Origin of the sequence: Vibrio rotiferianus (assembly GCF_002214395.1) — a bacterium.
Taxonomy (GTDB): domain Bacteria; phylum Pseudomonadota; class Gammaproteobacteria; order Enterobacterales; family Vibrionaceae; genus Vibrio; species Vibrio rotiferianus.
Map to the genome: position 1 here is coordinate 2,313,700 of NZ_CP018312.1, position 23,407 is coordinate 2,337,106.

Consider the following 23,407-nt stretch of genomic DNA (forward strand, 5'->3'; position numbering starts at 1 on the left):
TGCTCATCCCAACAAATACATCATTCCTGATGAACTTCCCCCAAACTTTGCCGCTTTGGGAAATAACATGCCGCTTATTTATCTCTCGCACTTAAGGCATTGCACATAAGGCATAGAGAGAAGCGCCGCAGCACACATCGATATTTAGATGTAGTTAAATAACGTTAAGTCTTTCGTCTTACCAAAAGCTTGCTGCGATGCTTGCAGTGCTCTTGTGTTTTCCGAAAATTCAATAACAGCCTTGGAATAATCTAAGTCTTCAAAATTACTCTTTGATTTGGCCAGAGAGAGATTGAAGTCTTCATGATTCTGCTCTTGAATATCTAGCGTACTCAGTCGAGCACCAACATCGGTTCTTGCTTTGTTTAAATGAATAAACGCCGCCTGAAACTCTTCTGTCATTTGATGAAGCTGTGCTGTTGCCGAGGCATCAGAAACTGATTCATCAGACCATTTAGCGGTATCTCTGAATGTATCGAAGATACTAAAAGTCTTACGCGGCTCAATCGTAATGCTGTCTCCGGCAGTGACTTGCCCTTTCAGTTGGATGCTCACCCCTTCATATTTAATGCCATCAATTGGTGAGTAGTCATCAACTTGCACAACGCTGCCATTCTTTTCCAATTGATAACCAAATTTACCATTGCTCATATCAACAAAAGTGAGTTTGTAATTGGATTCATCTCTTGAACGGGTTGTTGCGCTACTTAGTAAAAGCTCAGATCCTTCCTGCAGCTCATATTTAGGCTCAAAGTCACCAAACGGGTTAGGAATGTCCATGAACAGCTTACTACCTGGATCACTCGTTGCCATTTCTATGTTCGATGAAATGCGCATTTTCCTTTGATAATCATCACCGGTATAAGTGACCGTGCCATCAAAATCTCGGAAAAAAGGTTGATTTTTCGGCTTGGTGCCAGCAAAAACGTAGTTACCTGCTTCATCTTGGGAGTTAACTAAAGCGAGGAAGTTATTGGAGACTTCTTCCAACTCTCGCTTTTTTGCCTCACGATCTTCTGGCGACATCGCACCGTTGATCATTTCCATACTTAAGCGCTTAGCATCGTCGGCAAACTGCTCTGAGTTAGCGATAGTGACCTCATGATGTTCGAGCCTATTACGCACTAGAACAATGGCATCCAAATACTGTTTTAGTTGCTCTTCTTGCTGACCAATACTTTGAATGTAGTGAGTCGCCAGTGGGTCATCACTCGGTTTAGTTAACTTCTTACCGGATGCTAATTGTTCTTGATTATGATGAACTTTGTTTTCTTGACGACGAAGATCATTCTGCACTGATTGATAGTTATGGAAGCTAGAAATTCGAGTTAACATTTATTCTCTCCTCCTATCGCAACTGAAGAATGGTATTAAACGTATCGTTTGCCGCCTGCATGATGCGTGAAGAGGCCATATACGCTTGTTGAAACTTCATCATATTCGCCGCTTCTTCATCCAGATTTACACCGGAAATAGACGCTAATCGCTCTTGAGCAGACTCGTTTTCTAGACGAGCAACATCAGACAAGCGACTTGCTGTAGAGGCTTTAAGTCCAACGTTGGTATTCAAATTTTGATAGATATTCAAAATGGTCGCTTCTTTGCCATCCATCTTTTTATCTGTTTGAATATGAAGCATTTTCCTCAAGTTACCGTTATCACCCTCTGAAGGAACGAGGTTTGCCGTAAATTTATCATTCGCTATGGCGCCAGACGACAGCTCAAATACTGTTGCCGAACCATTTTTATAGAGTGGATGTTCTGGCGGTAATGTTACCGACACCGGGCCTGATGGTGGATACGCCTGAGGTGGCATCACAACATTGCCGCTGGTATCTGTTACAGCAAATTGGTCTCCCATCGGAGAAACAACGACCTCAAATTCACGTAGGTCACCAGCATCGACAATTTCGAATGTGGCTTTGCCTTGTGCAAAGGTCGTGGACGCTTCATAACTTTGAGCCGCAATTGCCTTTGGATCGTTAGTTTCCATCTGAATCTGCGCAGCACTGCTTCTGGTTGGGCGAATTAACACTTGCTCACCCACTTTAGGCTCATTACGAACTTCGACGCGCATTCCATCAAGATAAAACGCTTTACCTGACGAATCTGTATCAACTTTCACTGTTTCGCCGTTAGGCTTGGTGATGCTATAGCTATTTCCGTCGTAACGTAATGCGTACTCACCGCCTTTTAATTGGCTCAAATCATTGATATAAACCGCCATATCAGCTGTCGATTGAGCGGATGTCACCACTCTCGACTTTGCGAGCAATTCTGAGTTTACATCGGTAAAAATCAGCTCACCAACGTTGCCATAGAGATCTAACCCTTGGCTCTGTAACTGGTTTACTTCATGAGAAAATGCGCTAGCTAGACGACCAAGCTCGTCCATTATGTATGGGATTTGCTCATCTCTCATACTGAGCATGGCGCCTATTTTTCCATCTATGTCATCTGATTTGATTGGTTTTATTCCGCCACCTTCAACCATAGCCAGTCGACGCTGGTGAACATCAGGGTAACCATCAATCATTTTGAGTTGACTCGCTTCCGTACCAGATACCAATGTATGGCCATTACCGATATGGACATTAAAGCCTTCAGCATTCTTGCGCGGAGTCACTGTCACCTTGGTATAGTCAGATAACTCTTTGATTAACTTTTCATGTTGGTCCATCAAATCGTTATGAGGACCAGGCGAGCGCATCATCAATCGATGTACGTCGCGAATCTCAACAGCAAGCTGGTTGACACGCTCAATACCCATGTCGAGTTTACGGTTGGTCACGTCAGACTGTTGTCGAACTGTCTCATGAAAACCATTTAAGGTTTCACTCAACAGTTTTGCTTTCTCAAGCACCACTTTACGTGCACCAATATCATTTGGTGTATCCGCTAAAGTTTTTACCGCGTCAAACCATTCGTTAAGGTTCTCTGGAATTTTCTTTGAGGCAACAGATGAGAGCATGCTAGAAAGCAAATCGAGGTCTGCTTCTTTATCTAGCTTATTCGCGTAGTTCGTTGTGGACAGGTTCAACTCTTTAACGGCAAATTCATCCCATGAGCGGCGAACATTTTCCACATGCACGCCCATGCCATAAGTCGAACCACCAAATTGTCTAGGATCATTGGTACCTTGGATGACAGACTGACGGCTATATCCCTCGGTATTAACATTCGAGATGTTATGACCTGTGGTATTTAGCTGTCTCTGAGCGGTAAGTACACTTTGAGTACCTACATTCAGTAGATCTGACGCCATAAATGCCCCCAACAAACAAAATAAAATCGGTATTGACCGATCACCTAATTAGAAGGTTAGCAAAAGGCGTGCCAGCATAGACAAAACGGCAAACAGAAAGAAAAAGAAAGGCTTGCACCATGGCAAGCCTTATAAAGAGGAGGAATACATCCAAAATCGTTATAAATTACATACTTTCGATTTTTTGCTTCACCTGCAGCACTTTGTCTGCGTAATTTGGGTCTGTCGCGTAACCAGCACTGTGGATACCACGAATAAATGATTCTGAATTGCCTTGATGCTGAAGTGCTGTCTCATAGCGAGGGTTGTCGTTTAAAAAACGGACGTAGTCATTAAAACTGTCTTGGTAGCTTGAGTAAGAGCGAAAAGCGGCGGTCTCTTTTACTGGGGTGTTATCATGAAACTCCAGAGTTTGAGTAGTAACTTTATCCCCTTGCCAACTTCTGTCTGCTTTTATATTGAATAAGTTATTACTACTACCTCGAGCATTTTTAACCATCTTTTGCCCCCAGCCAGTTTCTAGCGCTGCCTGTGCAATTAATAGAGATGGCTCAACACCCAAAGCTTTTGCTGCGCGATCAGCGTATGGCTTCATTGAGTTAACAAAAGACTCCGGTGTATCAAAGCGTGCTGATTCGGAGCTCGGACGCGATAACTGACCGGATTCTATTAGGCGCTGCTCTATTTCACGAGCTTTCTTCGGATCAACGCGACGATATTCAACAGCATTGTTGGCCGCATCGCGCATTGCCGTTTCAGTTTTGTCGTCACCTTGACCAACCGTTAATTGCTTAACGATCATATCCGCGAGTCCCATCGAGCCTGACGCACTTAAATTACTCGCCATCTGCTCATCCAGCATTTGACGGTAGAACTTTTCGTTTTGGCTATTCATGAAGTTAGACTCAAAGCCTTCATTGGCTTCACGCATCGACTTCAACATCATTGAGGTGAAAATAGATTCAAACTGACGAGCTGCCGCGCGCAACGCTTCTTGCTCACCATCTTTGCCCTCTTTCACGGCCTTTTGGCGCAAAGTATCAAGTGAGCTAATGTCATGAATAAAGCCAATATCGTTAGGATTGTTCACCATGGTTTTCCCCCTAATCGATTAGATGATGATCAGCTGGCCTTCAATGGCACCAGCTTGTTTCAATGCTTGTAGAATCGCCATCAAGTCAGAAGGCGCAGCGCCGACCTCATTCACAGCTCTAACAAGATCATCCAATGTAAGTCCAGGCTCGAACTTAAACATTTTTCCCTGTTCTTCAGTGACTTCGATATCTGAATCAGGCACAACCACGGTTTGTCCTCCAGAAAAACCATTTGGCTGACTTACATTTAAGTTCTCTTTAATTGCAACGGTCATTCCACCATGAGTCACTGCCGCTGGTTTAAGTCGAACATGCTTACCAACAACAATGGTACCTGTTCGAGAATTGACAATGATTTTTGCTGCTCCATCTGCAGGATCAAACTCAAGGTTTTCAATCGCAGAGAGGAATGCCACTCGCTGGCTAATATCACGTGGCGCGCGAACTTTTACTGACGTAGCATCAACCGCGTTTGCCATTTGAGGGCCTAAAAAGTTGTTCACTGCATCAGCCATGCGCTGCGCTGTAGTAAAATCAGAATCCAATAAGTTGAAGGTAATAAAGTCACCTCGACCAAAAGGTGTCGGGACTTCACGCTCAACCATTGCTCCGCTAGAGATAAGTCCTACTGTTGGGTTATTACCCACTAACTTGGAACCATCCGCGCCTTGAGCGCTAAAACCGCTCACGACTAGGTTACCTTGCGCTACGGCATAAACTTGCCCGTCAAGGCCTTTAAGAAAGGTCTGTAGCAACGTGCCACCACGAAGGCTTTTCGCACTACCGATAGAAGAGACCGTCACATCAACTTGTTGGCCAGGTTTCGAAAATGGAGGCAGTTCAGCTGTCACCATTACGGCAGCAACGTTCTTGATTTTTGGCTTAGTACCCGGTGGTAATTGAATACCAAAGTTCTGCAACATTGCATTAAAGCTTTGTTCTGTAAAAGGGTTAGACTCACCAGTACCAGGTAACCCCGAAACCAAACCATAACCGACCAACTGGTTACTACGTACCCCAGCAACTTGTGCAACATCTTTAATTCGTGCAGCTTGTGTCGATGCCGAAAATAGAGCGACACTCATCAACAGTAGTACGATTCTTTTCATGATTACCTTTCTTATGCAGTCAAATTGCCGTCAATTTTGCATTTGTTATAACGATACATTAAAGAATCGTGCCAAAAATCCAGGCTCTTGCATATCTTGCTGGATTCCTGTGCCAGAGTATTGAATTCGCGCATTCGAAACACGATTAGATGCGATTGTATTGTCGAAGCTGATGTCATCCGGACGGATAGTGCCGCTTAAACGAACATACTCATCGCCAGTATTCAAAGTCATCCACTTTTCGCCTCGGATAACCAAATTACCGTTAGCTAAAACTTGAATCACCTCAACAGTAATGTAGCCACTGATGCTATTACTTTGCTTAGAAGAAGCATCACCAGCAAATGTATTACTATTGCTCAAGTCATAAGAAAAGTTGTACTTACCACCAACTTGTAGCTCTTGACCGCCTACAGATAGAGGATCCATCGTAGAATCGTTAGATTTAGACATATCAGCATTTGCGCTTTTCGTCGCACTGGTTGTCTCATCTAAGGTAACCGTAATGATATCGCCGACACCACGAGGCTTAGAATCATCGTATAAGTCGGAAATGTGATCTGCACTAAACAGCGATCCCGTTGCTGCTGCATAATGCTCTGGCTTTTGTTTAGGGTGAATAGGTGCCCACGCAGGATCACCCGCTATAGGATCAGTCCTACCTCTTAGCGTATCAACCAGACCATTACTTTCATCTTGAGATTTATCACCTTCAACCGCATCAACTACCGTTGTCGCTTGCGATACTTCATCCGTTTCAATTGGCTCTAACATTGAACAACCAGACATGGTTAAGATCAGTGCAAGTAGTGAGATACGTTTCATCTGAAGGCCCTCAATTCGAATTAGTCGTTATAGTTGCTGGTTGACAAAGCTCATCATCTTATCGACAGATGAGATAACTTTAGAGTTCATTTCATAAACTCGCTGCGCTTCGATCATGTTGACCAATTCTTCGGTCACGTTCACGTTAGAAGCCTCTAGCATGGATTGACGAATTTCACCTAAGCCATCTAGGCCCGGAACACCCTCTTGAGGATCACCACTTGCTCCCGTTGGTAGGTAAAGGTTTTGGCCAATTGGTTCTAGACCACCTGGGTTAACAAAGTCTGTAATAGTTAACTGGCCAACGACCTGGTTATCTTGCTGACCACGAACACGTACAGATACCTCACCATCAGTACCAACAGTAATAGAGATCGCATCTTCTGGGATAACAATTTCTGGCTCAACAGGGTAGCCAGAACCCGACGTCACTAATGTACCTTCACCGTTCAAGGTGAACTGACCATTTCGCGTGTAACCAATATTGCCGTCAGGCAGAGTCACTTGGAAAAAGCCATCACCCTCAACCATCATATCTAGCGCGTTGGTGGTTGTTTGCGCATTGCCATGGGTGTGAACTTTTTGAGTAGCAACCACTTTAGAACCAGCACCCAACATCAAGCCACTTGGTAATTCTGTATTTTGTGAAGACTGGCCGCCTGGTTGATTAATATTCTGGTAAAACAAATCTTCAAATACGGCACGACTTTTTTTGTAGCCAACCGTTGAGGCGTTTGCCAAGTTGTTGGAAATGGTTGCAATATTGGTCTGCTGGGCGTCTAGACCTGTTTTACTTACCCATAGTGCTGGATGCATAGTAAACCTCTAACTCAATTAACTCATACGAAGCAGTGAATCGGACGACTTGTCCATCTCTTCAGCTGTGCTCATCATCTTGACCTGCATTTCAAATTGACGCTGTAAATCAATCAAAGCGGTCATTTCACCTACGGCATTGACGTTACTACCTTCAATCGCACCTGTTTGGATGCTTACTGATGCGTCTGCTTCGTAAGGTTGGTTTGGAGTTTTATGGCGAAATAAGCCATTGATATCTTTAAAAAGTCCTTGATCGTCAGTACGAACTAACTTAATACGATCAACCACTTCTAATTCTTCAGCCGGAGCACCTTGTGGAAGTACAGAGATGGTGCCATCACGACCAATTTCTATTTTGGATAATGGTATAGGGAGTGTAATTGGCGCATCATTTTCACCAAGTACAGCATGACCAGAGCTATTGGTTAGCAAACCGTTTTGATCAACTTTCAGGTTACCATTGCGCGTGAGACCTTCTTTGCCCATCGGATCGAGAACTGATATCCACCCTTGGCCTTCAACCGTAATATCTAGGTCGCGCCCGGTAGTAATCACACTGCCCTGAGCAAAGTTATGCCCCGGCCGTTCTGTCATACTAAAAACACGTGAAGCGTGGCCTTCACCATAGGCTTGCATTGAACGAGCTTGTGCTAAATCAGCACGAAAGCCTGTTGTGCTCACGTTAGCCAAGTTATTAGCACGCAATTGCAGGGCTTGCATATTTTGCTTAGCGCCGCTCATTGCGAGAAACAGTGCGCGATCCATAAATTACTCCAAAAGTCTCTGTACCAAGGAGTAAAAGCAAGAGTTATGCCAATATTAAAATAATGTTATTAATCAAAAGCTTGACTATAAAATGAGAATTTCAGATGGCAATTCGGGATGAATCAACCAAGAGAGAGGCAATGCTTTGATCCGCCTAGCGGCAACAGCGGCAAACGAGAGATCAAAGCATGCTCAACCAGAATCGAGGTTTATTCTGGTTGAGCATCAGATGAATGTCATGATGTCATCAAACGAAGCGGCAAACGCACGTAACGTTTGATTAAGCAAACTATCTAGCGCTCTAGCGAATCTGCAGGATATTTTGTTGTAGCTGGTTATGCACTTCTAGCGCACGCGAGTTCGCTTGGAAGTTACGCTGAGCAGAAATCAGATCCACCAGCTCCTGAGTCATATCAATGTTTGATTGCTCTAGCATACCGTTATTGATAGTACCGAAAGAGCCCTTGTTTGATTCACCCCAGATCTTATCTCCTGAGAACTGCGTTGAATCCCACTGAGTGCCGCCTTTCTTATCCAAACCTTGTTCATTAGGAACACGCACAAGTGCAACACGACCTAAAGTTACGTTTTCACCGTTAGAATAGGTACCTAAAACGCTACCGTTTTCATCAAAATCGATCTTTGTTAGGAAACCCGTTGTTGCGCCATCTTCGTCAAACTTGGTTAGTTCAAATGGTGCGGCAAATTGGGTTGCTGAGTCCAAACCAAAGTTCAGTGTCTGTAATGGATCTGCACCATTGAGGTTAACTCCGGCATTTTCTGCAGCAACCTCACCTCCCTCACCGACAGATCCTCCCAACGCAACCGAATTGATAGGGTTTCCACCATTCAGGCTTGCCAGTGTGCCATCGTTATTGAATTTCATGGTGTGACCAACATGCCCGCTAGCAGTAGTTGAATCACCGTTTGCAATATTTAAAGGTTTCTCTCCGTCTTTGTCAGTTACCGTATAGTATGTATTCCAAGTATTCGCCTGATTCTTATCTTTGAGATAATAGGTGGTCAACTTATAGGACTGCCCCATCGAGTCATAAATTGTCGATGACGTTGAACGGTTATATGTATCCGGGTCGGAGAAATCAAATAGAGTTGGATCTTTAAGGTCACCGTTTGCCGGTAAGTTTACCCCGACTTCAATATTTGCAGTCTGCTTCGGTTTACCGAACTCAGCAGGAATATTGATTGGTTGTGGCTCATAAGATGAAACTTCACCTGACTCAGGGTTTACTTGGTAACCAAGCAAAAACTCATCATTCGCCGTAACCATGTAGTTGTCTTTGTTTAAATGAAATGCGCCATTACGTGTCATCTCATTTTGTTGCGGGATCAAACGATCTTTTGCTACTGCAAAAAAGCCTGTACCCGACACACGCAAATCCATTGGGTTATTAGTATAAATACTTGAACCCTCGTGGAATTGCTGAGCTACTTGGTTAGCTTGAACACCACCACCAGGTGTGGTTTTAGCATTGGTAAATAGTGAATTAGAATATACATCACTAAACTCTGCACGAGACTCTTTAAAGCCGTAGGTGTTCGCGTTAGCAATGTTATTACTGGTTGTGTTTAAGTCCAGCTGAGCTGAAGACAAACCACTTAAAGATACATATGACATTTCAAAATCTCCTAATCTGGCTAACGCTCAATTACGCCTTGCCTACCTCTAGTACTTCAGCAAGTCGAACTGGCGATTCAAAGCCAGCCAGGTTGAGCAGTACGTTACCATCACCCTTACCAAGCAATACACTGTTTACATTTGCGTATGTTGATACAGGAAATTCTTGCGACTCTCCCTCAATCAAGCCAGACGCTTTTACATTGTATTTGCCAGCAGGCAACGGGTTACCGTTTTCATCATTTCCGTCCCAAACCACACGTGTATCTCCAGCAGGCTTCGCACCAACCTCAAAGGTACGAACCAATTGGCCAGCTTGATTCTCAACACGGACAAATAGATTATCCAGAGCTTGAGGAAGCTTAACCATTGCTGCCATTGCAGCATCATCTGTTTTTACACCAGCGGCACCAGGAACCAATACATCACGCCCAACTAATGAAGAAGCTTGTAACGCTTGGTTAGAAGTCATTGACGAGTTCAAGCTCTCAAACTGAGAGTTCATCTTGCCGATACCATCTACGGTCGCAAATGAAGCCATTTGCGCAATCATCTGGTCGTTGCTAACCGGCTTAAAAGGGTCCTGCTGAGAAAGCTGCTTAGTCAACAGGGATAAGAAATCTTCTTGTTTAAGATCCTGCTTACCTGTTGTTTCGTCGGGCTTTTTGTTCTCTTGTAAACTCTTAAGCTGATCAACATAGGACAAGCCGCTTTGACCAACGTTATTAAATCCGGCCATACGCTACCCCCTTATCCCTATTGACCCATCTGCAGCGTACGCAGCAGCATTTGTTTGCCTGAATCAGCTACTTGCACGTTCGTTTGGTACGCACGAGAAGCAGAGATCATATTTGCCATTTCTTCCATCACATTAACGTTTGGCTTGTAAATGTAGCCTTCGTCATTTGCAAGTGGATGATCGGGGTTATACTCCGCATTGAGAGGTTTATCGCTTTCAACAATACCCAAAACTTGAACAGGTACAGTATCACCGCCTCGCATCGCGTGACTTAACTCGGCACCAAAGACAGCGTGACGGGCTTTGTAAGTATCTTTTGCTGAACTACTTACACTGTCCGCATTGGCTAAGTTACTTGAAGTCGTATTTAGACGAACAGACTCAGCGCTCATTGCAGAACCTGTCACATTGAAAACGTTAAATAAGCTCATCTAAATTATTCCCCTTTGATTGCCTTGGTTAAGTTCTTAAATTTACTACCTAAAAATTCGAGTGATGCTTGATGTCGAATTTGGTTTTGCATAAACAAGTTACGCTCTAGATCCAAATCAACCGTGTTGCCATCGCCCGTATCTGGCTGAGTAGGTAAACGATATAGCTTGTCCCCGACCAACGTAGTAGTGGCAGGAATGTGCCGACCATCTGTACGGCTAAGACCAATGCTTGCCCCAGAAGTTGCCGCCTGCAATTCCTTAGCAAAGTCTAGACCTCTTGATTTATACCCAGGCGTGTTAGCTTGCGCGATATTGGTGGAAATCACCTCAGCGTTGCGCTCACGTACGCCCACCGTGTATTGGTGGATGCCTAGTGCATTGTCAAAAGATATAGCCATGTTTGCCTCTACATTAAGAACTGACCGTTATTGATAACTTAAAAGCAATTAGCGTGCCAAAAATATAACATGCTGTTTTGCCACTTTGGTTATCGACGTAATGGATTGCAATAAACAAGCCAAAATGAATGATGAAATGTCATATCAAGTCAGTTAATCAATCTAACTCACTAAAAATATACACCCTATATTCATGCACAGGCAAAAGTACCCTATGCGAAAGATCAAAACGCGGGAAGGAATGGAAAGAAGAAGATGAAACACTAGAAAAAGAAAAGCCTGACAAAAAGTCAGGCTTAATAAGTATTAAAGCAGTCCGCTATTTTAGTTTGTAAATGATGCCTGGATTACAACGCACCATTTCAAATCGATCCGTTAAACCGGTTAGCGACTCTGACGCGCCAAGCAGCAAGTAACCACCAGGGTTCAAGCTATTGGCCATTTGGTTCAGAACCTTAGACTTCATCTCTGGAGAGAAGTAGATTAGTACGTTGCGACAAAAAATAATGTCAAACTTACCAAGTAAGGCATAGCTATCCATTAAGTTCTGCGGTCGAAAGTTGACTAGTCGCTTAACGTTATCTTTGACCTTCATACGACCATCGCCCGCATCTTCAAAGAAGTTGCGACGACGCTCCGGTGAGAGTCCTCGTCCCAAAGCCAAGTTGTCGTATACGCCTGTGCGGCACATATCAAGCATGCTCGCTGAGATATCGGTTGCTGTAATAGAAACACTAGGCAACAAACCGGGTTTGCGCTGTTGAGTTTCTAATACCGTCATTGCCATTGAATATGGCTCTTGACCTGATGAACTTGCTGCCGACCAGATTTTTATTGGGCGTTTGTTCGCCGCCACTTCAGGCAATAATTTGTCAGCTAAAACCGTGAACGGGTAAGTATCTCTGAACCACAATGTCTCATTGGTTGTCATGGCATCTACAGCAGCCACACGTAACTCACGATTACGTCCAGTCACTACATCACGAAGCAGATCAGAAAGTGACGCTAGCTTGAACTTTGTCACCAAAGGGCTCAAACGACTACGCACTAGATACTGCTTACTATCACCTAACACAATACCGCATTGTGATTCTAGAAAACGGCTAAAGTCACGATACTCTTGATCACTGATTGTAATAGCAGTCATTAATGTCTCTTTTACTTAGTTAAAGCAGATTTAACCGCGTTACCTAATTCGTCCGGGTTAAATTTCGCAATGAAAGAGTTTGCGCCAACACGCTCAACCATCGCTTGGTTGAATACCCCACTTAATGAAGAGTGGAGAATTACATAAAGATCTTTAAGATCAGCATTGCGACGAATTTCCGCAGTCAGCGTATAGCCATCCATCTCAGGCATTTCAATATCTGAAATAACTAAAGATATTTGATCGTAAATACTGCCCTGCTGAGCCATCTCAAGCAACTTATTATACGCTTCTTTACCGTCTTTGACTGATACGACTTCAAATCCAATTGAAGTAATTGCGCGTTCAACCTGCTTACGTGCCACTGTTGAATCATCCGCAATCAAGATTCGACGTACAATTGCTTTCTCTTGCTCTGCTTGAGCAATCTCTTCACCGATAGTGCTATCCATTGTTTCATCAACAGGCGCAATCTCAGCAAGAATCTTCTCAACATCAAGAATCTCAACCAGCTCATTATCGATATTGGTCACAGCTGTTAGATAGTTTGCTTTGCCCGCACCATCTGGTGGCGGCAAAATCGCTTCCCAGTGCATGTTGATGATTCGTTCAACTGAAGTCACCAAAAACGCCTGAATCGTGCGGTTAAACTCTGCAATAACAACAAAGCATTTTTCAATGTCAGTGGTTGGGCGACCGCCGATAGCCAAGCTCAAATCAATAACCGACACTGTATGGCCACGGATATGAGCGACACCTTTAACTAGCGGGTGTAGGTTTGGCATAGAAGTCAACTTAGGGCATTGTAGTACTTCTTTTACTTTAAATACGTTGATGCCGTAACGCTGTCGTCCCATTAGCCGAAAGGTCAATAGCTCCAATCGGTTTTGGCCGACGAGTTGCGTACGTTGATTCACCGAATCAAGAATCCCCGTCATATGCTCATCTCCATCTCAAACTTTTTGGTTTTAAATGATACTCTACATCTGGCAGCACGATACCAAAAAAACAGTATGGCGTATTTTAATACTAGTTGGATACCAATTTCTATGAATATATGTAGAGTGTTCTATACAAATCTCGCTAAGTCTATCGGCATTTTACTCATTATGTTTAGTTTTTTTGCGCATTCAGCGACAGAAAATCAGATCGAGCAGATAAAAGTAGCGGCAGAGAACCATATTCTAACCACGGTTCCCCATCCAGAGGGAGGGAATTTAAGTGTTAATGCGGCAAATATTGATCAACGTATCAAAGCAACAGACTGCCCTGAGCCGCTCTCGACGTCTGCATCTTCGACAAGTAGCACAAGAAGTAATATCAATGTTCTTGTTGAGTGCCCTACCGATGATTGGAAAGTGTACGTTCCAGTTCGACTGTCAGTTTCAATTCCAATGGTTGTCTCTGCTCGGCCTTTAGCCCGAGGGGAAATGATCTCCTCATCGGACGTTAGGATCACAATGATCGAACTTCAAAGATTTAGGAAAGAAGGCTTTTCTGAACCTAGTCAAGTTGTTGGAGCCAAGCTAAAACGTAACGTTCGCTTGGGAGACGTGATAGAACGTAACGATATCTGTGTGGTATGCCGTAACGAAAAAGTAACCATTAGAGCAGTTAAATCAGGAATGGCGATCACCACTCAAGGCACTTCACTGCAAGATGGTGGAACCGGAGATCAAGTGAGAGTGAAAAACGATAAGTCTCAGCGTATAATTGAGGGGATAGTAACAGGTGCGGCAGAAATAACGGTTACATTTTAGACCGAAATCTGACACTATTCCTTAGCAATAAACCGTGCAAATAAAGCACAAAAAAAAGCTAAAGTTTTACACGTGCTGGTCGATAGTGTGGATACCAATACTACGACATGACTAAAAGGTTGATATATGGCAGGTATAGACAACATACGTTCTGGACAAATAATGACGACAACAAGTCGTTCACCAGCACGTAGCGATTCTAGCACCACCACAAGTACAGAATCGAAAAAATCCACTGTGGCTCAAGACGCAGTATCACTTAGTAAGCAAGGCAAAGCCGTAAGCCAAATGCATCAAGACCTCGCAGCTTCACCAGCGTACGATAGTGCGAAGGTTGCCGCGATCAAAGATGCGATTGCGAATGGTTCATACAAAGTTGATCCGGAGAAATTAGCCGACAACATGATCAAGTTTGAAAATGAGCTAAAAGCCGAAGGTTAACTGGCTTAGTTTGTAAGGTAACTCCAATATGGCAGCACTCGTCGATTTGGTTAATTTCCAACTTGAGAACGCTAAAGCTCTATCTCAAGTACTACAGCAAGAAACACGTGCAATTGCTTCTCGTGTATCTGCTGATATCGAAAAAGTTGCCAGAGAAAAGATGACACTCATTGATCAACTTCGTACAACCGATCAGCGTATTGCCTCTCACCCGCATGTCAATCAACTTACCGAAGATGAACAGCTAAGCCAAACGGTCAAACAAATACAGTCGATAGTCTTAGACTGCCAACAAGTGAACCACGTAAATGGAGAGTCTCTTAACCGAGCACAATCTAGCTACAACAAACTCAACAACATGCTCCAACGTACTCACGGTAAAGTAGGTATGACTTACAATGCTGGGGGTAAGACTCACACCATCTCCACTCTAGGCACCAATATCAAAGCCTAAACCACCCAAATATCTACCGAGCCAATGGCTACAACAACTCAGAATGTCGCCCATAAAAAAGCGACCGATTGTTGCCAATCAGCCGCCCGCAAAGATTATCTGGTAAACAAAACTTATATCAATTAGAACAAGGTCTGCTGGCGCTTCTCAGGAACTTGTTGTACTTCTCCATAGTCACGTAGCTTATCCATCTTACGGATATCAAGGCGAAGCTCTGTTACGTAACTATCTTCAACAAGGTAGCTACGCACTACTTCAGCACCACGAATAACGCCATCAACCGCACCTGAGGTACTCTCTATCCCCAACCTTTGATCTTCTAGCTCAGCACGACCACTAACGCGCATGCCGTAAACCTGCTCTGCAAGCTCGCGATACGCATCGATTTTGGAGGCACGCATCGCACGAACACGTTTCTCTTCAATAGTACGCCCTGTTTGCTCACTAATACTTGCATAACCGACCGCTACTAAGATGTCATCTTGACGCATTTGCTGTAAAGGCTGGCAACCCACTAGCACGAGTGTCGCAATAATAAATAATAATTTCTTCATTTTCGTATCCTACGGGCGGAGAATCACAGTGTACGGCTGGCGAATAGTTGGGTCAGAACGAATAAGAACGCCATCTTGAGTACGAATGCTGTTTAACGTATCTAAATCACGACCAATACGGTCGGCAGGTAAAAAGCCTTGAGCAGTTGCCACTACAACACGACTTTGCATCCCTACGACACGTGCATTAACTAAAACGCCACCCTCTTGGCGTAGCATGGTACCGGTAAGTACATACTGAATCTGTTGCTCTTGTGCGAGATCTTGCCAATCTCGACTCAGCGCAAAATCCCCTTGTTGCGTCACTTGAATCGACCCCGTAGTTTTGAAGTCGACAACTTTAAAACCGCGACGCTGAAACTGGTGAATAAAGCCTTCTGATACCGAATTGCCTAGCCAGTTGGTTGCATCCATATTTTGTAGATCGACAAAGGATGTAATGGCGATTGGCGTCCGTGATGAAACCGCCACATTTGATACCATTAAATCTTCTGTCATGCTTTCGATAAAAAAGTCCATCGTATGGCGAGGGCTATCCATTAACATGAATTGGCTACCAGAATATGGTTCTTTACCATTATATATGGGTGCATATGCGCACGATGTTAACAACGTCATCATCGATATAGCAATAAGCCATCTCTTCATGGTTTTGTTCTCCAGATAATCTTGGGTGTCACTGTTCTTTGTCACTTCATTTAAAAATAAATGTATTATTGGAACAGTCTTTGCTTTTCTTCTGTTTGCTGAACTAAAGAAAAACCACCAAACGTTACTGAAATTGTTAAAGCAATATTTATACCTGAACGGTCAAACACAATGAAAAAAATAGTTTTAAGCCTAATATCAACCGCTTTTATCTTGATCATGCCATTTCGAGCTATTGCGTCTTGGTATGAAGTAACAGGCGTTGCCACGATCGTTTCTTCTGAAGACGCGGCTAGGTTACATGCACTGGAAGACGCCCTATTTAAAGCCGTCAACTTCTCAGGTGCAGATATCGGTAGTATTAGTAACTTAATGCCTTTGTTAGAAGAGAGCCGCAAAGAATATCAGTTCACAAACCATGAAGTACGCTACATATTGGTGGAATCAGAGCGTAAACGTGGTGGCAAGATGGAGCTAAAGATCCGCGTAGATATCTACCCATCGGCAACGGGTTGCCACGTTGATCAATACAAAAAAACGGTACTGGTAGGTAATATTGATGTAGCCTCCCCACAACAAGCGGTCATGGGACAAATCTACCGTGTTGGTGATGATTTCAGCCATGTAGTTGATCGACAGCTTGATCAAACATCGCGTAGCTTCGTCTCTGTGGGTACAACTGACTATGCCATCGATAAAAATTACCCAGAGCGCGTTAAAATGATCGCTCAGGACACTGGTTCGCAGTACATCATTGGTGGTGTTATTACCGATTTGACCGCCACTGTTGAATCAAAATTGCTAAAAGACGATATCATTAATCGTCAGTTTGCTCTGGAAATGCAAGTGTACGATGGTAAAACGGGGCACGAAGTTTATAACAAGAATTATCGTGAAGTAGCAAAATGGCCATTCGCAAAAACAAGCCAAGTTGATACTCGAAGTGCACGTTTCTGGGCATCGACTTATGGCGAAATGATGCTACGCGTTAGCCGCAACATTATGTTGGATTTGGAATCAGAGCTGTCTTGTAAAATCACGCTTCCAGAGGTGGTTGCAGTATTTGGTAATACGGTGACAATGGATCTTGGTCGCATACATGGCGTACAAGAGGGTGACAAGCTGCAATTGTGGCACACGGCATCTTTCATTGACCAAAATGGATTACCGCGCAATAAAGTCTCTCAGAGCGAAATTACCCTTACCGTCTCTCGTGTATACGAACATGAAGCAGAGCTGACAATTGATCAAGCAAACCTTGCTTCAAGCGTACAAATTGGTGACGTAATGAACAAGATGTTGTAGCAGCACGTATAAGTCATTGCCATATGCTTTCTTTTGAATATCATAGGCAACGCATCATATCTAATTACGCCCCCATGGCACAGCTGGATAGCGCAGTCCCCTCCTAAGGGACAGGTCGTAGGTTCGAATCCTACTGGGGGCGCCATCCATGCCTTGGCTGTATGACAGAAAGCCAAGGCAATATACTCAAGTGATTTTAAGATGCAGGGTGCAGAGCATTGTCACTGATTCCCTGTTTACCGAAAATAAGCAAACAACGTGCTTCGGTGACACGCTCCAGAAGGACGAGGTTACTTGAGCACAAAACACCCATTCATACCTATTGTTCGCCCTTTTTGCTCTTAGGACCTAAACTTGTCGGAGAGAAATGTCATCTCTTTGCAGTTTTGTGTTTTATTACTTTAATTATCCATAAGTTTTGCTTACCCTTTAGGTATTAATAAAAATATTATTTAGCAATATGTCTAAGAGCAATTTAATTACAAATACTGGACACCGCTTTATTTCAAAAGGCAAAACCGCCTTCAAAATTCATATCCACACCCCAGATGATACGGTGTTACATCGCTCTGTTGGGTTTGTTCGCATTGGTGAAAAGAAAGGGCTCAAGAAGGCAATTAAACTGCGTAATGAGCTTGGGCGTGAGATGTGGGGGAAATTTTGGCGCCGCCTGCTGAAGGATCCCTACCTAATGACAAGGCTGCCACATAGTGTCGAACCGAAGATTGTTCACAAACCTAATCCTACTCTAGAAGATCCTGACAACCGAGACACATGTTATATTGCTAAATGGCGAGAGTTTAATGATTCCGGCGAATACAAGTATAAAACGGTGGTTCGTTCGATTAATAAATACGGGAAACTCGCCGCTTATATGCAAACCAAAAAAGCACTGCTCGATGCACACAAGGACAACCTCGAGATCCTGACGTTTATGGGCCGACTTAACAGCATTGACCTAAAGTAACCGTTACTTTCTCTACGACTTGAGTATCTCATTCATATTAAAAAGCCCCAAAGAGCAAACTCTTTGGGGCTTTTTATATTTGGCTTTCTAACAGCTAACGTTAGATTCGCGCTTATTGTTGAACTTGGTATTCAAACTCAGGAACAACGATTTCTACGCGACGGTTTTGTTCGCGACCTTCACGAGTCTCGTTTGAAGCGATTGGGTTGTTTTCACCTTCGCCACGAGCGTGGATGCGTGATGCATCAATGCCTTTTTCAACTAGAGCGTTTGCCACAGACTCAGCACGCTTCTCAGAAACTTTTTGGTTGTATGCAGCAGGGCCAGAAGTGTCTGTGTAACCAATTACATCAACGTTTGCTTGTGGGTACTCGTTTAGGAATGCTACTAGGTTATCTAGTTTAGCAGCGCTCTCTGGTTTAAGCGTTGTGCTGTTTAGCGCAAAGCTACCAGTACCGATTGTTTGAGTTTCAAACGTTTTAGTTACAACAACTGGTGTAACAACTTCTTCTACCACTACTTCTTCAACGATTGGCTCTTCTTCAACAACAACTTCGTCGTTACCGCCAAACTTAAACGCAACGCCTAGAGTCGCAGAGTTACCCATTGCTTTCACTGAATCGTTGTTGATGTCAGTGATTGTTTGGTATTCCGCACGTGCCGTTACGTTTTCGCTAACGTTAAATTCAACACCCGCTGCACCTAGGTAAGAGTAATCATCTTTACCATCTTTCATCATTAGGTAAGCGCCACCCACTTTACCGTAAAGAGCAATGTCTTCAGTGATTGGTAGACTGAATTTAGGAGCAAGAGTGATTGCTTCTACGTGACCACCGAAAGAAGTTTGGTCGAAGTTACCTAGGTTGTCGAAGCCAGCTTCTACTGAGAAGTAGTCATTCATTTCGTAACCAACAAAAGCACCTAGAGTAGAGCCATCTTTATCGCAAGCTTGACCAGCTACACAAGCGTCGTCCATCCAAGACTTACCCATCTTACCGCCCACGTATACTTCTGCGTGCGCTGCTGAAGCCATAAGTAAAGAAGCTGAAATTACCGCTGCTAGTTTTTTCATTATTGATTCCTCTAAAAGAAGTTCTTTTGTTCGTTAACGAAATGCACTGTCTTTGAGACGTTGTATTTCTATTCTTTTTTCAGTTCCTTTGAGCTTGATACCGAAATAACTTCCATCTCAGTGAATAAAAGTCACTTGGGTATACCTCCTGTCCAATGATGCATATCAATGCTTCACTGACGGCGAGCACTATAACTCCAAGAAATCCGAAGACAAAACCCCAAACTGTCAATTTAATGTCATCGAAACACTCCAATTTATGTGATCCAGAGCACGACAAAACCCGCCACCACAAGAGAGCAAACGATTGCGCGAATATTTGAGATAGAATATCTAAAGCAAATTAATTTCTCATTTATGAGATGAAATATGAGGAACTTTAGGAATTAACGCTATATTTCAGAGAGATATTTTGAATAAAACAGGCCAAGTAACATTTACATCAGCTATGTTTTGATAAGTAAAACTAATTAAATATTGAGCGATTTAACGAATCATACAGCAGCACTTTGGCCAATCATCAAACGGAATATTGATTTAAAACGCCCAACAAACAAAAAAGCCGCGGAAATCTCCGCGGCTCATTAACAGTTTTTTCGTGTAATTATGCGTTTGCTTCACGCTCAGCGATGAACTCAAGAGCCATCTTGATACGAGCAACACAACGCTCTTTACCAATCAGTTCCATTACAGCGTCTACAGAAGGAGACTGACCACCACCTGTAACTGCTACACGTAATGGCATACCGATTTTACCCATGCCAATTTCTAGCTCTTCACATACTGCTGCGATAACGCCATCTTTGATGTTCGCTGTCGTCCACTCAGTCAGTGCTTCTGCTTTTGCTAGCGCAAGCTCTAGAGGCTCTTTTGCAACGCCGCGTAGGTGTTTCTTCGCCGCGCCTGCTTCAAACTCAGAGAAATCTTCGTAGAAGTAACGGATTTGCTCCGCTAGCTCAACAAGTGTGTTACAACGCTCACCCACTAGCTTGATCACTTCAGTGATTGCTGGGCCGTTCGCTACGTCAAGTTTTTGCTGAGCTAGGTGCCATTGTAGGTGCTCTGCAACGTACGCTGGATCAGAGTTCTTGATGTAGTGGTTGTTCAACCATTGCAGTTTGTCAGTGTTGAATGCAGACGCTGACTTAGATACCGCATTTAGGCTAAATAGGTTGATCATCTCTTCTTGAGTGAAGATTTCTTGATCGCCATGAGACCAACCAAGACGCACTAGGTAGTTGTTTAGTGCTGCAGGTAGGTAACCCATATCGCGGTATTGCATTACCGATACAGCGCCGTGACGCTTAGACAGTTTCGCACCGTCATCACCCAAAATCATTGCACAGTGTGCGAATGTTGGTACTGGCGCACCTAGTGCTTCGTAGATGTTGATCTGACGAGGCGTGTTGTTGATGTGGTCTTCACCGCGCACTACGTGAGTGATACCCATATCCCAATCATCAACCACTACACAGAAGTTGTATGTTGGAGAACCGTCAGTACGACGAATGATCAGATCATCCATTTGGTCGTTACGGATTTCGATACGGCCACGGATTTGGTCATCAAATACTACGCTGCCTTCTTTCGGGTTACGGAAACGGATAACGCATGGTTCGCCATCTTTTGCTGCTTCGTTTGCCGCTTTAATTTTTGGATGGTTTGCATCGTAACGAGGCATTTCTTTGTTTGCTTCTTGCTCTGCACGAACTTCGTCTAGCAGCTCTTTAGATGCGTAACATTTGTATGCTTTGTCTTCTGCAAGAAGCTTATCAACCATCTCGTTGTAACGGTCAAAACGTTGAGTTTGGAAGTAAGGACCTTCATTCCACTCAAGACCTAGCCACTCCATGCCTTCAAGAATTGCATCTACGGCTTCTTGAGAGTTACGCTCAAGGTCAGTGTCTTCGATACGTAGAACAAACTCACCACCTTGGTTTTTTGCGTATAACCAAGAGTAAAGTGCAGTGCGTGCACCACCTACGTGAAGGTAGCCTGTTGGGCTTGGAGCAAAACGTGTTTTAACCGTCATTGTTTATTACCTTAATATTAAGACATTCGCTGACTAACTCAGCGCAACCTAAATTTTTGCGCGTTATTCTATCACTCCAAACTCGACAACTACAATTTATTCCCCGAAAACAATTAAAGCCCCTACATTGAGGGGCTTGTTCTTTTATGTAAGCTCAAAAATTATTTGATGCTCATTGGAATCACTAGAGTGACTTTCAAGTCGTTTTCGTCTTGGAAACCGTTTGAGTATCCTGTCCAGTTTGGTGCGTCTGAATCATTAACATAGCGTGTGTAGTACATTCCTAGGTGAGCACCTTTCAAAGGACCACCTTGAATAGCGTAGTTAGCAAATACACTACCTGAGTACTCGATTAGCTCATCGTATCCTTCAGCTTCTGCACCAAACGCGTATACACCGTTGATACCAGCACTGAAGCCTGGAGCGCCTAGGTCTGAGAAATCACGACTCATTTGGCCAAAGAAGCCAATTTCACCATCATGGTTAAAGTCAGAACGGTTATTCCACCAGATGTCATATGCACCATTCGAACCGCCGTATTTCTCAGTGAGACGGTAAGCAAAGTTACCTACGTTGCCACGAGTATCCGTTGAATCTGCTGACGTGTATGTACCTTCTAAACGGAAGCTGTATGCACCTACCGATTTAGAGGATAGGAATGCAGCTTGGAATGCCGTGCTATCGTACTGATCTTCATCATCCATAATGTAGACTTGAGGAGATAAGTACCAACCGTTTTCCGTGGTGTGCTTGTACTTAATGTGGGCATTCTTACGAGGACCATCAGTCAAACCCGCATAAGCGATATCTAGAGACGAGTTTGGTGTTAGGTTGTAGCGCGCACCGAATGAGTATGCATCGCCTGCATCTTTATTTTGTCCATCACGGAACTCGTAGCTCTTCTTAAACCAAGGAGCACGGTATTCAACGGCATAGACAAAACCAAGTGCTAGATCATCAAAGTTTGCGCCGATCTCACCACCAGTATACGTACCAGCCGCAAAAGACCAGTTAACTCCCATTGCTGTAGGAACACTTGGTTGGAAGTAACCCGCTTTCGCTGTCACAGAGTCGCCAAACTTGAACTTTAATGCCGCCGTTTGGAATGCTGCGCCGTTGTCAGTACAGTCAGAATCCCACGCGCCACTACAACCAGAAGAAGCCGTTGGGTTCATATCGTAAGGGTTATCCACCCCCCAAAAGTTCATTTCATGGTCTGGTGAAGCGTTATTCCACATATCAAATGTCGAATACACATTAAGGTCCAAACCAACGGTATCACTAATATAACCAGAGCTAAAACCGAGTGAAAGGTACATAGAACCATGATCTAGGTTTGGCTTCTTAGACGTTTGGTTTCCGTTAGAATCTACATCTGCACGAGTACGGTCACGCATCCAAAAATTCAACGCACCAGTAACGGTTGACTCTTCAAAAAAGGCTGATGCTGCTGATGCATACTCAGGACCAACAGGATCGGCGGCCACCGCAACCCCACCAAACATGAAACTGGCTACTGCACTCGCAACCAAGCTTTTCTTTAGGTAAGACATTTTTAACCCCTATATTTTATTTGTTTTTCCATTTTCAAATTCACTAACTAGGACAGGTATGGAATCTGAAACAACTTGTGGACGGAGCAAATATGGCAAACTTTTTTTTCTTCAAAAAATGAAAGGCGAGGCAATCTGAGCCACTTCAAACTAACAAAAACAAAAACAATATAAATGACATAAAAACAACAACTTAAAGCCAGACATAAAGAAACAAAAACGTCAAAGAAGCATTTATGCACACTATTTTTATAAAACAAACGGCAAATTTGTGACTTATCACTCCTGAATTTCACAACGATTAATGGAACTTTATAAACAGAGAGAAAAAACCTTGATGTGACTCGCAAGCATTCATGACCAAAAGTTCAGTTTTTAACCTAATTTTGA

General features: G+C 43.6%; 23 protein-coding genes and 1 tRNA gene. 6 read left to right on the top strand and 18 right to left on the bottom strand.

Annotated features, from left to right (window positions below; all coding sequences use genetic code 11):
* Positions 1 to 144 precede the first annotated feature (144 nt).
* From flgL to BSZ04_RS19800, 13 genes are all read right to left on the bottom strand, one after another.
* A complete protein-coding gene (flgL, locus tag BSZ04_RS19740) occupies positions 145 to 1,335 on the bottom strand; it encodes a flagellar hook-associated protein FlgL (protein WP_088881211.1) in 1,191 nt (396 codons plus the stop codon).
* Between the two features lie 13 nt (positions 1,336 to 1,348).
* Positions 1,349 to 3,265 (bottom strand): flagellar hook-associated protein FlgK, encoded by a 1,917-nt coding sequence (gene flgK, locus BSZ04_RS19745; RefSeq protein WP_088881212.1) that lies wholly within the window; start codon positions 3,263 to 3,265, stop codon positions 1,349 to 1,351.
* Positions 3,266 to 3,431: 166 nt separating this feature from the next.
* Positions 3,432 to 4,358 carry a flagellar assembly peptidoglycan hydrolase FlgJ gene (gene flgJ / locus BSZ04_RS19750; protein WP_010446718.1) on the bottom strand — a complete coding sequence of 309 codons (927 nt, stop codon included), beginning with the start codon at positions 4,356 to 4,358 and terminating at the stop codon, positions 3,432 to 3,434.
* Between the two features lie 18 nt (positions 4,359 to 4,376).
* Entirely contained in the window at positions 4,377 to 5,468 is a 1,092-nt protein-coding gene (locus BSZ04_RS19755; protein WP_010446716.1) for a flagellar basal body P-ring protein FlgI, read from the bottom strand.
* A 45-nt stretch (positions 5,469 to 5,513) separates the two neighbouring features.
* Complete coding sequence (flgH, locus tag BSZ04_RS19760) at positions 5,514 to 6,293, bottom strand: flagellar basal body L-ring protein FlgH (RefSeq protein WP_088881213.1); 780 nt, start codon at positions 6,291 to 6,293, stop codon at positions 5,514 to 5,516.
* 27 nt (positions 6,294 to 6,320) lie between these two features.
* Positions 6,321 to 7,109 carry a flagellar basal-body rod protein FlgG gene (gene flgG, locus BSZ04_RS19765; protein WP_005382032.1) on the bottom strand — a complete coding sequence of 263 codons (789 nt, stop codon included), beginning with the start codon at positions 7,107 to 7,109 and terminating at the stop codon, positions 6,321 to 6,323.
* Positions 7,110 to 7,127: 18 nt separating this feature from the next.
* Positions 7,128 to 7,877: a flagellar basal body rod protein FlgF gene (locus BSZ04_RS19770; RefSeq protein WP_088881214.1), complete on the bottom strand. Its 750-nt coding sequence runs from the start codon at positions 7,875 to 7,877 to the stop codon at positions 7,128 to 7,130.
* 301 nt (positions 7,878 to 8,178) lie between these two features.
* Entirely contained in the window at positions 8,179 to 9,513 is a 1,335-nt protein-coding gene (gene flgE / locus BSZ04_RS19775) for a flagellar hook protein FlgE (protein WP_088881215.1), read from the bottom strand.
* A gap of 31 nt (positions 9,514 to 9,544) precedes the next feature.
* On the bottom strand, positions 9,545 to 10,252 hold the full coding sequence (gene flgD, locus BSZ04_RS19780) for a flagellar hook assembly protein FlgD (RefSeq protein WP_010446696.1): 708 nt from the start codon (positions 10,250 to 10,252) through the stop codon (positions 9,545 to 9,547).
* 17 nt (positions 10,253 to 10,269) lie between these two features.
* Positions 10,270 to 10,683 carry a flagellar basal body rod protein FlgC gene (gene flgC / locus BSZ04_RS19785; RefSeq protein WP_071235549.1) on the bottom strand — a complete coding sequence of 138 codons (414 nt, stop codon included), beginning with the start codon at positions 10,681 to 10,683 and terminating at the stop codon, positions 10,270 to 10,272.
* Between the two features lie 5 nt (positions 10,684 to 10,688).
* Positions 10,689 to 11,084 (bottom strand): flagellar basal body rod protein FlgB, encoded by a 396-nt coding sequence (gene flgB, locus BSZ04_RS19790; protein WP_010446694.1) that lies wholly within the window; start codon positions 11,082 to 11,084, stop codon positions 10,689 to 10,691.
* A gap of 319 nt (positions 11,085 to 11,403) precedes the next feature.
* Positions 11,404 to 12,231, bottom strand: coding sequence for a protein-glutamate O-methyltransferase (locus BSZ04_RS19795; protein WP_010446693.1), 828 nt, complete (start codon positions 12,229 to 12,231; stop codon positions 11,404 to 11,406).
* An 11-nt stretch (positions 12,232 to 12,242) separates the two neighbouring features.
* Positions 12,243 to 13,169 (bottom strand): chemotaxis protein CheV, encoded by a 927-nt coding sequence (locus BSZ04_RS19800; protein WP_088881216.1) that lies wholly within the window; start codon positions 13,167 to 13,169, stop codon positions 12,243 to 12,245.
* 75 nt (positions 13,170 to 13,244) lie between these two features.
* On the opposite strand from BSZ04_RS19800, the gene flgA reads away from it, so the two are divergent.
* The 3 genes from flgA to BSZ04_RS19815 all read left to right on the top strand — a co-directional run bounded on the left by flgA (position 13,245) and on the right by BSZ04_RS19815 (position 14,886).
* Positions 13,245 to 13,991, top strand: a complete 747-nt coding sequence (flgA, locus tag BSZ04_RS19805; protein ID WP_088881640.1) for a flagellar basal body P-ring formation chaperone FlgA — start codon at positions 13,245 to 13,247, stop codon at positions 13,989 to 13,991.
* Between the two features lie 126 nt (positions 13,992 to 14,117).
* Complete coding sequence (gene flgM / locus BSZ04_RS19810) at positions 14,118 to 14,432, top strand: flagellar biosynthesis anti-sigma factor FlgM (RefSeq protein WP_088881217.1); 315 nt, start codon at positions 14,118 to 14,120, stop codon at positions 14,430 to 14,432.
* A 28-nt stretch (positions 14,433 to 14,460) separates the two neighbouring features.
* Complete coding sequence (locus BSZ04_RS19815) at positions 14,461 to 14,886, top strand: flagella synthesis protein FlgN (RefSeq protein WP_088881218.1); 426 nt, start codon at positions 14,461 to 14,463, stop codon at positions 14,884 to 14,886.
* Between the two features lie 122 nt (positions 14,887 to 15,008).
* Here the strand turns inward: BSZ04_RS19815 and flgP are convergent, their stop codons facing one another.
* Together flgP and BSZ04_RS19825 are read right to left on the bottom strand one after the other, a co-directional pair.
* A complete protein-coding gene (gene flgP / locus BSZ04_RS19820; protein ID WP_088881219.1) occupies positions 15,009 to 15,440 on the bottom strand; it encodes a flagellar assembly lipoprotein FlgP in 432 nt (143 codons plus the stop codon).
* 9 nt (positions 15,441 to 15,449) lie between these two features.
* A complete protein-coding gene (locus tag BSZ04_RS19825; RefSeq protein ID WP_088881220.1) occupies positions 15,450 to 16,088 on the bottom strand; it encodes a FlgO family outer membrane protein in 639 nt (212 codons plus the stop codon).
* Positions 16,089 to 16,259: 171 nt separating this feature from the next.
* On the opposite strand from BSZ04_RS19825, the gene BSZ04_RS19830 reads away from it, so the two are divergent.
* The 3 genes from BSZ04_RS19830 to BSZ04_RS19840 all read left to right on the top strand — a co-directional run bounded on the left by BSZ04_RS19830 (position 16,260) and on the right by BSZ04_RS19840 (position 18,360).
* Complete coding sequence (locus tag BSZ04_RS19830; RefSeq protein ID WP_088881221.1) at positions 16,260 to 17,393, top strand: flagellar assembly protein FlgT; 1,134 nt, start codon at positions 16,260 to 16,262, stop codon at positions 17,391 to 17,393.
* A gap of 68 nt (positions 17,394 to 17,461) precedes the next feature.
* A tRNA-Arg gene (locus BSZ04_RS19835) sits at positions 17,462 to 17,538 on the top strand.
* 315 nt (positions 17,539 to 17,853) lie between these two features.
* The gene (locus BSZ04_RS19840; RefSeq protein ID WP_010446535.1) at positions 17,854 to 18,360 is read left to right on the top strand and encodes a hypothetical protein; all 507 of its coding nucleotides are present in this window, start codon (positions 17,854 to 17,856) and stop codon (positions 18,358 to 18,360) included.
* Between the two features lie 112 nt (positions 18,361 to 18,472).
* Here the strand turns inward: BSZ04_RS19840 and BSZ04_RS19845 are convergent, their stop codons facing one another.
* The 3 genes from BSZ04_RS19845 to BSZ04_RS19860 all read right to left on the bottom strand — a co-directional run bounded on the left by BSZ04_RS19845 (position 18,473) and on the right by BSZ04_RS19860 (position 22,969).
* Positions 18,473 to 19,432: an OmpA family protein gene (locus tag BSZ04_RS19845; protein ID WP_088881222.1), complete on the bottom strand. Its 960-nt coding sequence runs from the start codon at positions 19,430 to 19,432 to the stop codon at positions 18,473 to 18,475.
* Positions 19,433 to 20,036: 604 nt separating this feature from the next.
* Positions 20,037 to 21,464: a glutamate--tRNA ligase gene (gene gltX, locus BSZ04_RS19855; protein WP_088881223.1), complete on the bottom strand. Its 1,428-nt coding sequence runs from the start codon at positions 21,462 to 21,464 to the stop codon at positions 20,037 to 20,039.
* A gap of 161 nt (positions 21,465 to 21,625) precedes the next feature.
* Entirely contained in the window at positions 21,626 to 22,969 is a 1,344-nt protein-coding gene (locus BSZ04_RS19860; RefSeq protein ID WP_231896337.1) for an OprD family porin, read from the bottom strand.
* Between the last annotated feature and the right edge of the window lie 438 nt (positions 22,970 to 23,407).

Excerpts from the sequence above, each read along its gene's own strand:
- flgL (WP_088881211.1), bottom strand. The coding sequence starts at position 1,335 with ATGTTAACTCGAATTTCTAGCTTCCATAACTATCAATCAGTGCAGAAT.
- flgK (WP_088881212.1), bottom strand. The coding sequence starts at position 3,265 with ATGGCGTCAGATCTACTGAATGTAGGTACTCAAAGTGTACTTACCGCT.
- flgJ (WP_010446718.1), bottom strand. The coding sequence starts at position 4,358 with ATGGTGAACAATCCTAACGATATTGGCTTTATTCATGACATTAGCTCA.
- BSZ04_RS19755 (WP_010446716.1), bottom strand. The coding sequence starts at position 5,468 with ATGAAAAGAATCGTACTACTGTTGATGAGTGTCGCTCTATTTTCGGCA.
- flgH (WP_088881213.1), bottom strand. The coding sequence starts at position 6,293 with ATGAAACGTATCTCACTACTTGCACTGATCTTAACCATGTCTGGTTGT.
- flgG (WP_005382032.1), bottom strand. The coding sequence starts at position 7,109 with ATGCATCCAGCACTATGGGTAAGTAAAACAGGTCTAGACGCCCAGCAG.
- BSZ04_RS19770 (WP_088881214.1), bottom strand. The coding sequence starts at position 7,877 with ATGGATCGCGCACTGTTTCTCGCAATGAGCGGCGCTAAGCAAAATATG.
- flgE (WP_088881215.1), bottom strand. The coding sequence starts at position 9,513 with ATGTCATATGTATCTTTAAGTGGTTTGTCTTCAGCTCAGCTGGACTTA.
- flgD (WP_010446696.1), bottom strand. The coding sequence starts at position 10,252 with ATGGCCGGATTTAATAACGTTGGTCAAAGCGGCTTGTCCTATGTTGAT.
- flgC (WP_071235549.1), bottom strand. The coding sequence starts at position 10,683 with ATGAGCTTATTTAACGTTTTCAATGTGACAGGTTCTGCAATGAGCGCT.
- flgB (WP_010446694.1), bottom strand. The coding sequence starts at position 11,084 with ATGGCTATATCTTTTGACAATGCACTAGGCATCCACCAATACACGGTG.
- BSZ04_RS19795 (WP_010446693.1), bottom strand. The coding sequence starts at position 12,231 with ATGACTGCTATTACAATCAGTGATCAAGAGTATCGTGACTTTAGCCGT.
- BSZ04_RS19800 (WP_088881216.1), bottom strand. The coding sequence starts at position 13,169 with ATGACGGGGATTCTTGATTCGGTGAATCAACGTACGCAACTCGTCGGC.
- flgA (WP_088881640.1), top strand. The coding sequence starts at position 13,245 with ATGGCGTATTTTAATACTAGTTGGATACCAATTTCTATGAATATATGT.
- flgM (WP_088881217.1), top strand. The coding sequence starts at position 14,118 with ATGGCAGGTATAGACAACATACGTTCTGGACAAATAATGACGACAACA.
- BSZ04_RS19815 (WP_088881218.1), top strand. The coding sequence starts at position 14,461 with ATGGCAGCACTCGTCGATTTGGTTAATTTCCAACTTGAGAACGCTAAA.
- flgP (WP_088881219.1), bottom strand. The coding sequence starts at position 15,440 with ATGAAGAAATTATTATTTATTATTGCGACACTCGTGCTAGTGGGTTGC.
- BSZ04_RS19825 (WP_088881220.1), bottom strand. The coding sequence starts at position 16,088 with ATGAAGAGATGGCTTATTGCTATATCGATGATGACGTTGTTAACATCG.
- BSZ04_RS19830 (WP_088881221.1), top strand. The coding sequence starts at position 16,260 with ATGAAAAAAATAGTTTTAAGCCTAATATCAACCGCTTTTATCTTGATC.
- BSZ04_RS19840 (WP_010446535.1), top strand. The coding sequence starts at position 17,854 with ATGTCTAAGAGCAATTTAATTACAAATACTGGACACCGCTTTATTTCA.
- BSZ04_RS19845 (WP_088881222.1), bottom strand. The coding sequence starts at position 19,432 with ATGAAAAAACTAGCAGCGGTAATTTCAGCTTCTTTACTTATGGCTTCA.
- gltX (WP_088881223.1), bottom strand. The coding sequence starts at position 21,464 with ATGACGGTTAAAACACGTTTTGCTCCAAGCCCAACAGGCTACCTTCAC.
- BSZ04_RS19860 (WP_231896337.1), bottom strand. The coding sequence starts at position 22,969 with ATGTTTGGTGGGGTTGCGGTGGCCGCCGATCCTGTTGGTCCTGAGTAT.